This window comes from Nonomuraea longicatena (assembly GCF_039525605.1).
GTDB classification, from domain to species: domain Bacteria; phylum Actinomycetota; class Actinomycetes; order Streptosporangiales; family Streptosporangiaceae; genus Nonomuraea; species Nonomuraea longicatena.
This window is the reverse complement of record NZ_BAAAHQ010000058.1, coordinates 23,942-37,048: the sequence shown is the minus strand read 5'-3', so window position 1 is coordinate 37,048 and position 13,107 is coordinate 23,942. Positions and strand designations below refer to the sequence as shown.

Genomic DNA, 13,107 nt, shown 5'->3' with positions numbered 1-13,107 from the left:
TCTGCGACTTCCTCGCGATGACCGACAGCGCCTCCGCATCGTCCTGCGACGGCACGGCGACGCGGACGATCTGGCAGCCCGAGGCCGTGAGCTCGGCGATCTGCTGAAGGGTCGCGTTGATGTCGGCGGTGACGGTGGTCGTCATCGACTGCACGGAGACGGGCGCGTCGCCGCCCACCGCGACGTTTCCGACCATGATCTGCCGGGAGTGGCGGCGTTCGGCGAGCGGCTTGGGGCGGACCGTCGGAATGCCGAGTGCTACAGAAGTCACGCCACCCAGTCTAGGCAACGCCGGTGAGCTCACCGGCACGCCGCCTCGCCCAGGCGTCGGCGGCCAGCACCTCCTCGACGGAATCGGCCGGGCCGGGCCGGTGCTCCTCGACGACGGCGGCCACGGTGTCGACGATGGCGAGGAAGGGCAGTTCGCCGCGCATGAACGCCTCGACGCACACCTCGTTGGCGGCGTTGTAGACGGCGGGCGCGGTGCCGCCCTCCGTGCCCACGTGGCGGGCCAGGGCGACGCTCGGGAACGCCGCGTCGTCCAGCGGTTCGAAGGTCCAGGTGTGCGCGGTGGTCCAGTCGACGGCGGGGGCGGCACCGGGCACCCGGTGCGGGTGGCCGAGCGCGAGCGCGATCGGCAGCCGCATGTCGGGCGGGCTGGCCTGGGCGATGGTGGAGCCGTCGACGTACTCGACCATGGAGTGGATGATCGACTGCGGGTGCACGACCACGTCGATGCGGTCGAAGCCGATGTCGAACAGCAGGTGCGCCTCGATGACCTCCAGCCCCTTGTTGACCAGGGTGGCGGAGTTGATCGTGATGACCGGCCCCATCGACCAGGTCGGGTGCGCGAGGGCCATCTCGGGCGTGACGTCGGCGAGTTCGGCCCGGCTCCGGCCCCTGAAGGGGCCGCCGCTCGCGGTGACGACGAGCTTGCGCACGCTCTCGGGGTCGTAGCCGCCCGGCCCGCAGGCCCACAGCGACTGCTGCAGCGCCGAGTGCTCGGAGTCGACGGGCAGGATCTGCCCCTGCCGGGCCAGCCGCTTGACCAGGGGTCCGCCGATGATCAGCGACTCCTTGTTGGCCAGGGCCAGGGTACGGCCCGCCGAGAGCGCGGCCAGCGTGGAGGTGAGCCCGAGCGCGCCGGTGATGCCGTTGAGCACCAGCGGCTCGCCTTCGCCCTCGCCCGGGGCGCGGGTCGCCGCCTCGGCGACGCCGTCGGCGCCCGACAGCACCTCGGGGTGCGCGCCGCGCGCCGCCAGCGCGTCCTTCAGCGCGGGTACGGCCTCGGCGTCGGCCACCGCCACCGCCTCGGCGCCGAAGCGCGCCGCCTGCTCGGCGAGCAGGTCGACCCGGCCGCCGCCGGCCGCGAGGGCGACCACCCGGAAGCGGCCGGGGTTGGCGGCGACGACGTCGAGCGCCTGGGTGCCGATCGAGCCGGTGGAGCCGAGGACCACGACAGGGCGGGAGAGGTCTGCATGCACCCTTCCATTCTGGCCCGTCCGCTCCCCCGTCTTCACCGGGACGGTGAAAGGCTTGTCAGGTGGGCGCGGCTTCACCGGGTCTGGGGCAAGGCTTGTCAGGTGGGCGCGGTCCTCACCAGTTCGTGAAGGCCCCGTCCGAGGCGCGCAGGTGCGGGCGCTCGGCGGCGACGGCCCGCAGGCGCCGGGCCGCCGCCCGGTCGATGTCCACGCCGAGGCCCGGCAGTTCGGGGAGTTCGACGCGGCCGTGCGCGATGACCGGCCGGGCCGTGAACAGCTCGTCCGCGAGCGGGTCCGGCTGGGCCTGGTGCTCCTGGACGGCGACGTTGGGCGTGGCCAGGTTGAGGTGCAGCGAGGAGGCCGCGGTGACCGGGCCCAGCGGGTTGTGGGTGGCCAGCTTGATGTAATGGGCCTCGCACATGGCCGCGATCTTCCTGGCCTCGGTCAGCCCGGCGGCCACGCCGACGTCCACCCGGGCGTAGTCGATCAGGTCGGCCTCGACCAGCCGCTGGAACTCCCACTTCGAGCCGAACTGCTCGCCCGCGGCGAGCGGCACCGCCGTACGGGCGCGGAGCATGCGGTAGCTGTCGAGGCCCTCACTGCGCAGCGGATCCTCCACGAAGTACGGCCGGGCCGCCTCGATCTCGCGGCACAGCGTGAGGGCCTCCGGCGGGTCGAGCCGGGTGTGCACGTCGAGGATCAGCTCGACCTCGTCGCCGACGGCCTCGCGCACCCGATGGAAGAGCTCGATCCCGGCGCGCATGGCGGCCCGCTGGTCGAGCACGCCGTCGGCGGTGTGCGGTACGGCGAAGCGCAGGTGCCGCCAGCCGTCCGAGGCGAGGTCGCGGGCTCGCGCGAGGAACCGGTCGAGGTCGTGGTAGTCGTCGCCGAGGTGGGTGTAGGCGCTCACGTGGTCGCGCACGCGCCCGCCGAACAGCTCGTAGACGGGGACGCCGAGCACCTTGCCCCTGATGTCCCACAGGGCCACGTCCACGGCGGCGATGGCAGCGGAGAGGAACCGGTCGGCGGGGAAGAACCCGCGCCGGAACATCACCTGCCACAGATGCTCGATGCGGGTGGGGTCCTCGCCGACGATCAGTTCGCAGAGGTGGTCGAGGCCGCCGGCGACGGCCTTCTGCCGGGATCTGATGCCCACCTCGCCGAGGCCGTGCACACCCTCGTCGGTGTCGATGACCAGCAACATCATACTGTCGCCGCCGTCGGGCAGGGTGAGCACTTCCCAACCGGTGATCTTCATGAAGGCTCCTGTGAAAACGTTCCCGAGAATCTCAGCACCACATCATGACATTTCACAGAGCAACCCAACAGATCCTGATTTTTCGTGGTTATTGGGCTCTTGACGGGTTGCGGGAACGTTTGCGAACATCCTCCGTACCAGCACGACAGGAGGTCCGGGCATGGCGGTGACGATCAGGGAAGTGGCCAGCGCGGCCGGAGTCTCGGTCTCGACCGTCTCCCGCGTCTACACCGCACCCGACCAGGTGCAGGCCCAGACGCTGCGACGGGTGCTCGACGCGGCGGACCGGCTCGGCTACACGCCGAACCCCGCCGCCCGCTCGCTGCGCGGCGGCCGTACCGGGTCGCTGGGCCTGATCATCCCCGACATCGCCAACCCCTTCTTCCCGCCTATCGTCAAGGCGATGCAGGCCAGGGCCCGCCGCCAGGGCTACACCGTCCTCGCCGCCGACACCGACGAGCGGGAGTCCGACGAGAGCGAGACCATCGCCGCCGTCTCCAAGCAGGTGGACGGCCTGATCCTGTGGGCCTCGACGCTGGGCGAGGAGCGGCTGCGCGACCTGGCCGAGCGCATCCCCCTCGTCCTGGTCAACCGGCACGTACCCGGCCTGCCCGAACTACGCGTCTCGCTCGGCGCCGGGATCGCCCAGGCCGCCGAGCACCTGCGGGCCTACGGCCACACCCGCTGCGCCTTCGTCGACTGCTCCCGCCCCGAGATGGAGCGGGGCAAGGCGATCAGGGAGGCGTTCGAGCCTCACGGACTGTCGCTGGTCGAGCTGGGGCCGTACGAGCCCCGTTTCGAGACCGGCCTGCACGCGGCGACACTGGTGGCCTCCGGCCAGGCCACCGCCGTCGTCGCCCACAACGACCTGGTCGCCCTCGGCGTGCTCCACCAGCTCGCCCAGCTCGGCGTACGGGTCCCCGGCGACGTGAGCGTGATCGGCATAGACGACACGCTGCTGGCCGCCACGTCCACCCCGTCGCTCACCACCATCCGGATCTCGGCGGACGAGATCGCCACCCAGGCCGCCGACCTGCTCGTCGACACGATCGCGGGCCGGGGGTCCGGGCGGCTGGTCGAGATCGGCTCCCGGCTCGTCCCGCGCGCCTCCACGGGCCCGGCCCCGCGCTGACGCGCCGTCCCCGACGCCCCTCTGACGTACCCGTCCCCCACGCGCCTCCTGAAACACCCCCTCCCAGACGCGCCTTCCCGACGGTCCTCCGCGCCGACACACCGTCGGCGCCCGCCCCAGGCGCCTACTCGACAGTGCCCATCGATCGGTGCCCATCGATCAATGCCCATCCGACACGGCCCCCAGCGATGCGGCTCCGCCGTACCACCTGCTCTTTATGACCTATCGATCCTGCGATGACGTGAATGCGGGAGTCACCATGAAACACACCGCCGCCCTTCTCGGCTGCGCGGCGCTCGCGACAGTGCTGAGCGCGTGCGGATCCTCCTCCACCGGGGCCGGAGCGTCCGGCACCGTCACCATCCGCGTGCAGGGCATGCCGCCCGCGACGGACAAGCCGGGCCTGGCGGCGTTCGAGAAGATGGTCGCCGACTTCGAGAAGCAACACCCCGGCATCGAGGTCAAAGGCTCCACGACCGTGTTCGACCCGCTCACCTTCTCCGCCAAGCTCGCCGGCGGCCGCTCCGAGGAGGTCATCCGGGTCCCGCTCACCGAGCCGCAGGGGCTCATCGCCCGCAAGCAGGTGCAGCCGCTCACCGCCGAACTCGCCAAGTGGGCGCACTACAAGGAGTTCAACCCGCAGGTGCTGCGCCCGCTCAGCGACACCGCCGGACAGGTGTACGGCGTGCCCCAGGCCCCCTTCGCCCAGGGCCTGGTCTACAACCGCGCACTGTTCGCCAAGGCCGGGCTCGACCCCGGCAAACCGCCCGCCACCTGGGACGAGGTCCGCGCCGCCGCCAAACGCATCGCGGAGCGTACCGGCAAGGCCGGGTTCGTCCACGAGTCCAAGAGCAACCAGGGCGGCTGGCAGCTGGCCATGCTGACCTACGCCCACGGCGGCGAGATCGAGAAGGACGCCGGAGGGAAGTACGTGGCCGCGTTCAACGCCGACCCGGCCAGGAAGGCGCTCACCCTGCTCAAGGAGATGCGCTGGAGCGACGACTCGATGGGCAGCAACCAGCTCAACGACCAGAACGACGTGATCAAACGCTTCGCGGCGGGCGAGATCGGCATGTACATGGGCACGCCGGGCACCTACCGGCTGGCCAAGATGACCTACGGCATGGCGGACACCGACGCCTTCGGCATCGGCCCGATGCCCCAGGCGGGCGGCCGGGCCACGCTCACCGGCGGCGACGTCTACCTGGTGCCCCGCTCGGTGAGCGCGGAGAAGACGGCGGCGGCCGTGAAGTGGCTGCTGTTCGCCTACGCCCAGCCCGCCCACGACCCGGGCGTCGCCGCCGAGCGCGCCAAGCAACTGGCCGCCGACCCACAGTCGGCCGTGGGCGTGCCGACGCTGCCGATGTTCGACGCGGCGCAGCAGGCTGAGATCGACGCGGCGGTCAAGCCGTACGTCAACGTCAAGCTGGAACACTTCGCGCCCTGGCTGGAGGGCACGCCCGCGCTGGAGCTCAAGCCCGAGCCGCCGGTGCAGGCCCAGCAGGTGTACGCGGTCCTCGACACCGTCGTGCAGGCCGTGCTCACCGACCGGGACGCCGACGTGGACGCGCTGCTGGCGAAGGCGGAGACCGACGTCAACACCAAGCTCGCCGCCGCCCAGCGATGAACGGCCACCCGGCGGCGCAGGCCGTCGTGCCCGGCCCGTCGCGTAAGAACGCCCGCAGGACCGCGCTGACCGCGCTGGTCTTCCTGATCCCCGCCCTGCTCGTCTTCGGCGCCTTCTCCTGGTGGCCGATCGTGCACGGGCTGCTCATCGGCTTCCAGCGGACCAACCTGGTCGATCCACCCGAATGGGTCGGCCTGGCCAACTTCACCGCGCTCCTGGCCGACCCGCTGCTCGGCACCGCCGTCGTCAACACGCTGGTGTTCGTCGGTCTCGCGCTGGTCATCGGCTTCCCCGCGCCCCTGGTGCTGGCGACGGCGATGGCCACCCTGCGGCGCGGCGCCGGGGTCTACCGCTTCCTCGTGTACCTGCCGGTCGTGATCCCGCCGGTGGTGGCGATCCTGCTGTGGAAGTGGTTCTACGACCCGGGCCGCGGACTGTTCAACGAACTGCTCGGGCTCGTGGGGCTGGGGCCGTACCCGTGGCTGGACTCCCCCGACAGCGCGATGCTGAGCCTGGTGCTGCAGTCCACGTGGGCCGGGATGGGCGGCGCGGTGCTCATCTACCTGGCGGCCATCGTGGGCGTCCCGTCGGAGCTGTACGAGGCGGCGCAGATGGACGGCGCCTCGATCCGCGCCCGCATCTGGCACATCACGCTGCCGCAACTGCGCCCGGTGATCGGGCTGCTGCTGCTCATGCAGCTCATCAACACCATGCAGGTCTTCACCGAGCCGTACGTCTTCACCGGCGGCGGGCCGGAGAACGCGACGCTGACCGTCCTGCTGCTGATCTTCCGCTACGCCTTCCAGGACGGCGAGTACGGCCAGGCCGCCGCGCTGTCGTTCCTGCTGGCGATCGTCCTCGGCGTCCTGTCGGCCGGGTACCTGCGGGCCACCCGGAGCTGGAGCGCGTCATGATGATCTCGGCCGTGGAGGAACGCCGGCCCGCGGTTCGGGCGGCGCTGCGCTCGATCCAGTGGGCGGTGCTCGCCCTGCTCGCGGCGATCGGCCTCGGGCCCCTGTACATGACGGTCAAGGGCGCGCTCTCGCCGTCGGCCGACCTGGTCTCCTCGCCGCTGACGCCGTGGCCCTCGGACCCGCGCCCGGAGAACTTCGCCACCGCGTGGTCCGACCTCGGTGTCGGCCACTACCTGCTCAACACGCTCCAGGTGGTCGGCGGCTCGTGGGCGGTGCAACTGGTCGTGGCGGTCACGGCGGGGTTCGCGCTGTCGGTGCTGCGGCCGTGGTTCGGCCGGTACGTGTACGGCGCGATCCTCGCCACGATGTTCGTGCCCTACACGGTCTCGATGGTGAGCCTCTTCCTGACCGTCATCGACCTCGGGATGGTGGACACGTACTGGGCGGTCTGGCTGCCCGCCGGGGCCAACGCCTTCAACGTGCTGCTCGCCAAGCGCTTCTTCGACGCGCTGCCCGCCGAACTGTTCGCCGCCGCGCGCATCGACGGCGCCACCACCTGGCAGTTGCTGACCCGGATCGTGCTGCCGATGAGCCGCCCGGTCCTCGCCGTCATCAGCCTGCTGGCCGTCATGCACAGCTGGAAGGACTTCATCTGGCCGCTGGTGGCCATCACCGACCCGGACAAGCAGCCGATCAGCGTCGCGCTGGCCAACCTGGCCGAGCAGGCGCCGCAGGACGAGCTCATCGCCGCCATGGCGATGGCGCTCGCGCCGCCGGTGCTGGTCTTCCTCGTCTTCCAGAAGTACATCGTCGCCGGACTCGGCTTCACCGGCGTCAAGGGTTGATCTCAACGAAGGGCAATGCCATGCCGGACACCCCCTCCTTCTCCCGCCGCGCCCTCATCCAGACCGCCGTCGCCGCTCCCCTGGTCGGGTCCGTCGTCGCGGCCTCGGCCCCGCTGTCGATCTCCGCCGACGGCATCACGCTCACGGCGGAGGCGGACGGCACGATCGTCGTGCGCGACACCGCCGACCGCGTCAGGATCCCGCACTTCATGATCAAGGACAGTGTGCTGGGCCAGCAGCGCACCTTCGGCGGCACCCCGACGCTCGTGACCGTGGACGGCAGGCCGGCCATCCAGGTCGACTACACGATGGCCGCCGCGGCCCAGGCGGTGAAGGTGCGCGGGATCTTCACGGTCTCCGCGCGGCGGGCCCGGCTGCGCTGGGAGGTCACCGGCAGCACCACGCTCACGCCGAGCGGCTACATGTTCGCCAGGACGCTGCTCGCCCCGTCGGCGCCGGAGCGGTACGTGCCCGCCACCCGGTGGACGCGCGACCCGCGCGGCGGGGTGCCGTACGAGGTGAACGCCGGGGCGCTCTACCAGGAGACCTGGACGGACACCAGCGCCTACTTCAGGCTGGCCAAGACCACGCCGGGCTTCACGAACGCGAGCTGGATCCACGCGCCGGCGGGCGCCGACGGCGCGACGGAGGCCGAACTGATCCTCGGCGCGATGCGCCCGGCCGCGGCGAACGCGCTCGGCTCCGGGTCGCCGCTCAGCGTGGACGTGTGGAGCGAGCAGCCCTTCGGCCTGTACGGCCAGAGCGCCGCCATGGCGCTGCGCGCGCAGGTCGTGAACGGCGCCGCCGTCCAGCGCCAGGTTCGCCTGGAATGGTGGGCCCGCGACTTCGACGGCGACCAGGTCGGCGGCGGGACGGTGACGAAGACGCTTTCGCCCGGCGGCGTGTGGGACGCGGAGTTCACGGTGGCCGGAGCCCCGCAGGGCATCGTGTTCACCGAGGTGAAGGCGGTGGCGGGGGCCGACGAGGTGTTCGCGCGCACCAACCTGGCCACCCTCAAGGCGCACACCTACCGGGCCGACGGCCGCTTCGGCATCGCGAACTACGCGTGGATGCTCCAGCCGGACAAGGCGGCCGTCGGCACCCTGATGCAGCGCATCGGCGTGAAGTGGGTGCGCATCGCCTACGACGGCGCCCCCGGCCACTCCCCCGCCGAACTGGACGCGCTCGGCATCAAGCACAACGTGCAGTTAGGCGGGGTGATCTTCAACGGCACGCCGCAGCAGATCGCGGCCTGGGCCGACGAGAAGGCGGGCGTCGCCCGTGCCTCCGGCGCCCGCTACTTCGAGGTGGCCAACGAGCTCAACCAGCCGTGGATGTCGGGCCAGAAGGCGGCGGAGTACGTGCGCGACGGCCTCCGGCCGATCCACGAGCGGCTTTCCGGCTCCGGCATCAAGCTCATGAACTGCGGCCTCGGCGGCATGGACGTCAACTGGACGGCGAACTTCCACCAGGCGGGCGGCTGGCCGCTGATCGACGTGTTCGCCTTCCATCCGGGGCGCGGCAACTTCACCCCCGACTACGCGCCGCCGCCGTCGGAGTGGCAGCTGGGCGACAACGGCACGTACTGGAACTATCTCGGCTCGCTGCGCGAGGCCAGGAGGACCGTGGACGCCCACGGCGGCGGCAAGGAGCTGTGGCTGACCGAGGCGTACGCGTGCACCAGGCCCAACCGGTGGTGGAACGACAACCACCGGCAGGCGGCGGAGAACGTGCTGCTGACGCTGGCGCTCGCGGTGTCGGAGGGGGTGGACGGCCTCAACTGGTACCAGCCGCACGACAGCACCATCCACCACCCGCAGGAGGCCGACCCGGACAACCCCGAGTACCACTTCGGGCTGCTGAACCGCGACACCAGCGTCAAGGCGGCGCTGCTGGCGTTCGCGACGGCCACCAGGACGCTGGAGGGCGCCCGTTTCATCCGGTGGCTGACGTTCGCCGACCCGGACGTGAAGGGCCTGCTGTTCGACAAGTTCTCCATCTTGTGGACGCGCAAGGACGGCTACCTCCTCAACGCCGACCACGGCCCCGACCAGTGGTATCCGCACAAGGAGGCGTGGGTGGACCACTGGCCGACCAAGACGCCGGTGACGCTGCCCGCCAGGAGCGCGAACGTGCACGTGGTCGACTGCCTGGGCCGTGAGACCTGGGTGCCGGTGACCGGCGGCCAGGCCACGCTGACGCTGGACGGGGCGCCCCGCTTCTACTACGGATTGAGCTAATGCGACACGAAACCATAAATCATGACATAACCGTGGTGGGTGGCGGGCTCGCCGGGGTCTGCGCCGCCGTCGCCGCCGCCCGGCTGGGCCGTACGGTCGCCCTCGTCAACAACCGTCCCGTACTCGGCGGCAACTCCAGCAGCGAGGTACGCGTCTGGGTGTGCGGCGCCACCGGCCACGGCCGCAACCACCACGCCCGCGAGGGCGGCATCATGGGCGAGCTGTTCGTCGAGAACCAGTACCGCAACCCGCACGGCAACCCGTACTTCTGGGACACGACCGTCCTCGACCTCGTGCGGGCCGAACCGAACATCTCGCTGTTCCTCAACACCGACGTCCGCCACGTCGCGGCGGGCGAGCACGGCATCGAGTCGGTCACCGGCTGGATGATGGGCTCGGAGCGGGAGATCGTCTTCACCTCGGCGCTGTTCCTCGACTGCACCGGCGACGGCCTGGTCGGCCACCTCGCGGGCGCCCGCCACCGCATCGGCAGGGAGGGCAGGCAGGAGTACGGCGAGCCGTGGGCCCCGGAACTGCCCGACGACATCACCCTCGGCAGCACGCTGCTGTTCTACACGAAGGACGCCGGCGAGCCGGTGAGGTACGTGCCGCCGTCCTTCGCCAAGGACATCACCCGCACCTCGATCCCCGAGCGCCGCATCATCCGGGCGGGCGACAACGGCTGCGCCTACTGGTGGATCGAGTTCGGCGGCGAACTCGACACCGTCCACGACAACGACCGCATCCGCGACGAGCTGTGGTCGGTCGTCTACGGCATCTGGGACCACATCAAGAACTCCGGCGGCTTCGACGCCGAGACGATGACGCTGGAGTGGGTGGGCGCGCTGCCAGGCAAGCGGGAGTACCGCCGCTTCCTCGGCGACCACGTGCTCACCCAGCACGACGTGCTCGGGCAGACGCCGTTCGAGGACCGGGTCGCCTTCGGCGGCTGGTCGATCGACCTGCACCCGCCCCAGGGCATGTACGCCGAGGAGGACGGCGCCAAGCAGCGCTACGCCGACGGCGTCTACCACATCCCCTACCGCTCGCTGTACTCGGTCAACGTGCCCAACCTGCTCATGGCCGGGCGCAACATCTCCGCCTCGCACGTGGCCTTCGGCTCCACCAGGGTGATGGCCACGTGCGCCACGATCGGCCAGGCGGCGGGCACGGCGGCCGCGCTCTGCGCCGCCTCCGGCCTGCGCCCGCGCGACCTGCCGGTCGCCGACCTGCGCCGGGCGCTGCTGCGCGAGGACGCCTCCGTCGTCGGGGTGCCCCTCGACGACCCGGCCGACCTGGCCCGCGAGGCCGACGTGTCGGCGTCGAGCACGCTGGGCCGCCTGGTCGCGGGCACCCCGGACGAGCGCTGGCCGCTGGCGGCCGACGCCGGTCTCGTCCTGCCCGCCGACCCGGCCCTGAGCGGCGTGCGCCTGCTGGTGGACGCCGCCGCCGACACCACGCTGACGGTGGAGCTGCACGACCCGGCGCTCGGACAGAACTACGTGCCGCGCGACCTCGTCGAGACCCGCGACGTGCGGCTCACGGCGGGCGAGAAGCAGTGGGCCGACCTCGGGCTCGACTGGCGGCCGGAGACGCCGCGCAACGCCTTCCTGCTGGTCAGGGCAAACCCACAGGTCAGCCTGTACGTCGCCGACCGGCCCACACCCGGCGTGCTGTGCCTCACCCGGGTACCGCTGCGACCCCAGGACGAACGGCCGCAGCCGTTGCGCGAATGGGTGGACAAGGGGCTGCTGCGCCGTACGTTCTGCGTGGAGACCGGCCCCACGCGGGCGTTCGCGCCGGACCGGGCGCTCGACGGCTACCAGCGCCCCTACGCGGGCCCGCACATGTGGGTCTCGGAGTCGCTGCCCGCCACGCTGGAGCTGCGCTGGCCCCGGCCGGTGACGGTGGGCCGGGTCGAGGTCCTCGCCGACGACGACGTCAACGAGGACCTCATCAACCTGCACCACCACCGCACGCCGTTCGAGACCATGCCGACGCTCGTGCGGGACTACCGCGTGGAGGCGCTGCTGGCGGACGGCTGGAGCACCGTAGCCGAACTGCGCGGCAACCGGCGCCGCCGCAACGTCCACGACCTGGCCGCGCCCGTGACGGCCACCGGCCTCAGGATCGTCGTCGAGTCGACCAACGGCGCCCCCTCCGCCCACCTGGTGGCGGTGCGCGTCTACGAGGAGCGGCCATGAGACGGGTGCTGGTGACCGGCGCGGGCGGGCGGATCGGCCGGGCGGTCCTCGACCTGCTCGCCGCCCAGGGCACCGAGGCGGTCGCGCTGGAGCGCGAGGACCCGGGCGGGCTGCCCGCCGCCCGGGTCGTCGAGGGCGACGCCGCCGATCCGGTCGCGGTGCGGGAGGCGCTCGCGGGCGCCGACGCGGTCGTCCACCTGGCGGCGATCCCCACCCCTGAGCACCTGCCCGCCGGGACGGTGTTCGCGGTCAACACGCAGGCCACGTTCACCGTGCTCGAACAGGCCGGCCTGGCCGGGGTGCGGCGGGCGTGCGTGGCCAGTTCGCTGGCGGCCGACGGGCTGGCCTTCGCCGCGAGCGACCCGCACCCGGCCTACCTGCCCGTCGACGCCTTCGCGCCCTCGTGGTGCGAGGACCCGTACGCGCTGTCGAAGCAGGTGGACGAGCTGACCGCGCACACGATGGCCAGGCGTCACGGCATGGGGGTGGTCGCGCTGCGACTGCCGTACGTGGGCGGCTTCGAGGAGCGGCTGAACGCGTTCGCGGCCCGCTGCGCGGCCGACCCGGGGCTGCACGCGCGCGGCTACTGGGCCTACCTGGAGACGCGCGACGCGGCCCGCGCGTGCGTGCTGGCGCTCAGTGTGGAGGGACCGGGCGCGCGGGTGGTGTGCGTGTGCGCGCCGGAGACGCTGGTGCCCCAGCCGACCGAGGCGCTGGTCCGCCGCTACCACCCGGACGCCGAGCTGCGGGCCCCGCTGCCGGGCCGTACGGTGCCCGTGGACCTGTCGGCGGCGCGGGACGTGCTGGGCTTCACCGCCGAGCACGTGCTGACCCTCGGGGCAGATAAAGCCATCTACCGAAAGTAGCCACAAGGGCACCCTTCGTAGTGCAGACTCGGGGTCCATGACCCTGAGCACCCCCGTGCTTGCCGCCGCTCCACTCATCGCGGGACTCGTCGGCCCGGCGCTGCTCGGCGCCGCGCCGGCCGGCCCCCCGGCCGACCCCTGGGCCGTACGGCCCGGCTCCCACACCGAGCCCGCCGGATCCGCCGCCCGGCCCGCCTCCGGATCCGCCGGCCGGCCCGTCGGCGGATCCGCCGGCAGGTCCGCCGCCCGGGTCGAGCGCACGGCGCCGCGCACCGACGTCGTCGAGCGCGCCGCCGCCCGCACCCCCGCCGAACAGCGGAGCGTGCTCGGCTACTGGACCCCGCAGCGCATGGCCGCCGCTCTGCCGATCGACCTGCTCGGCATCGTCACCGAGGACAGCCTGCTCAGCGGCCTGCGCGGCGACACCTCCAGTCTCGGCGCCGCGCCGGAGCTCACCGGCGCCAAGGCGGGCGTGGTCACCCGCCGCCGCCAGGCCGCCGCCCGGCAGATCGAGATCGATCACCGCCGTGTCCGGGGCGT

General features: G+C 72.1%; 10 protein-coding genes and 1 pseudogene. 8 read left to right on the top strand and 3 right to left on the bottom strand.

Translation table 11 applies throughout. The features are described from left to right. From ABD120_RS38025 to ABD120_RS38015, 3 genes are all read right to left on the bottom strand, one after another. The coding region (locus ABD120_RS38025; protein WP_343955227.1) for a flavodoxin-dependent (E)-4-hydroxy-3-methylbut-2-enyl-diphosphate synthase at positions 1-271 on the bottom strand (271 nt) is incomplete at its 3' end. A 10-nt stretch (positions 272-281) separates the two neighbouring features. Next, a complete protein-coding gene (gene dxr, locus ABD120_RS38020) occupies positions 282-1,484 on the bottom strand; it encodes a 1-deoxy-D-xylulose-5-phosphate reductoisomerase (RefSeq protein WP_343955226.1) in 1,203 nt (400 codons plus the stop codon). Between the two features lie 112 nt (positions 1,485-1,596). Beyond that, positions 1,597-2,739, bottom strand: a complete 1,143-nt coding sequence (locus ABD120_RS38015) for a mandelate racemase/muconate lactonizing enzyme family protein (protein ID WP_343955225.1) — start codon at positions 2,737-2,739, stop codon at positions 1,597-1,599. Between the two features lie 160 nt (positions 2,740-2,899). On the opposite strand from ABD120_RS38015, the gene ABD120_RS38010 reads away from it, so the two are divergent. From ABD120_RS38010 to ABD120_RS37975, 8 genes and pseudogenes are all read left to right on the top strand, one after another. Further along, positions 2,900-3,871, top strand: a complete 972-nt coding sequence (locus tag ABD120_RS38010) for a LacI family DNA-binding transcriptional regulator (RefSeq protein ID WP_343955224.1) — start codon at positions 2,900-2,902, stop codon at positions 3,869-3,871. Between the two features lie 259 nt (positions 3,872-4,130). Continuing rightward, the gene (locus ABD120_RS38005) at positions 4,131-5,498 is read left to right on the top strand and encodes an ABC transporter substrate-binding protein (protein ID WP_343955223.1); all 1,368 of its coding nucleotides are present in this window, start codon (positions 4,131-4,133) and stop codon (positions 5,496-5,498) included. After that, on the top strand, positions 5,495-6,412 hold the full coding sequence (locus tag ABD120_RS38000; protein ID WP_343955222.1) for a carbohydrate ABC transporter permease: 918 nt from the start codon (positions 5,495-5,497) through the stop codon (positions 6,410-6,412). Before ABD120_RS38005 ends, ABD120_RS38000 begins: the two co-directional genes overlap by 4 nt. After that, a complete protein-coding gene (locus tag ABD120_RS37995; RefSeq protein ID WP_343955221.1) occupies positions 6,409-7,257 on the top strand; it encodes a carbohydrate ABC transporter permease in 849 nt (282 codons plus the stop codon). Before ABD120_RS38000 ends, ABD120_RS37995 begins: the two co-directional genes overlap by 4 nt. Before the next feature lie 20 nt (positions 7,258-7,277). Continuing rightward, on the top strand, positions 7,278-9,497 hold the full coding sequence (locus ABD120_RS37990; protein WP_343955220.1) for a hypothetical protein: 2,220 nt from the start codon (positions 7,278-7,280) through the stop codon (positions 9,495-9,497). Next, on the top strand, positions 9,497-11,701 hold the full coding sequence (locus tag ABD120_RS37985; protein WP_343955219.1) for an FAD-dependent oxidoreductase: 2,205 nt from the start codon (positions 9,497-9,499) through the stop codon (positions 11,699-11,701). The genes ABD120_RS37990 and ABD120_RS37985 overlap by 1 nt, the downstream gene beginning before the upstream one ends. Further along, positions 11,698-12,567, top strand: coding sequence for an NAD-dependent epimerase/dehydratase family protein (locus tag ABD120_RS37980; RefSeq protein ID WP_343955218.1), 870 nt, complete (start codon positions 11,698-11,700; stop codon positions 12,565-12,567). The genes ABD120_RS37985 and ABD120_RS37980 overlap by 4 nt, the downstream gene beginning before the upstream one ends. 37 nt (positions 12,568-12,604) lie before the next feature. Then, a pseudogene (locus ABD120_RS37975) lies at positions 12,605-13,107 on the top strand (hypothetical protein); the annotation flags it as partial.

Excerpts from the sequence above, each read along its gene's own strand:
- ABD120_RS38015 (WP_343955225.1), bottom strand. The coding sequence starts at position 2,739 with ATGAAGATCACCGGTTGGGAAGTGCTCACCCTGCCCGACGGCGGCGAC.
- ABD120_RS38010 (WP_343955224.1), top strand. The coding sequence starts at position 2,900 with ATGGCGGTGACGATCAGGGAAGTGGCCAGCGCGGCCGGAGTCTCGGTC.
- ABD120_RS38005 (WP_343955223.1), top strand. The coding sequence starts at position 4,131 with ATGAAACACACCGCCGCCCTTCTCGGCTGCGCGGCGCTCGCGACAGTG.
- ABD120_RS38000 (WP_343955222.1), top strand. The coding sequence starts at position 5,495 with ATGAACGGCCACCCGGCGGCGCAGGCCGTCGTGCCCGGCCCGTCGCGT.
- ABD120_RS37995 (WP_343955221.1), top strand. The coding sequence starts at position 6,409 with ATGATGATCTCGGCCGTGGAGGAACGCCGGCCCGCGGTTCGGGCGGCG.
- ABD120_RS37990 (WP_343955220.1), top strand. The coding sequence starts at position 7,278 with ATGCCGGACACCCCCTCCTTCTCCCGCCGCGCCCTCATCCAGACCGCC.
- ABD120_RS37985 (WP_343955219.1), top strand. The coding sequence starts at position 9,497 with ATGCGACACGAAACCATAAATCATGACATAACCGTGGTGGGTGGCGGG.
- ABD120_RS37980 (WP_343955218.1), top strand. The coding sequence starts at position 11,698 with ATGAGACGGGTGCTGGTGACCGGCGCGGGCGGGCGGATCGGCCGGGCG.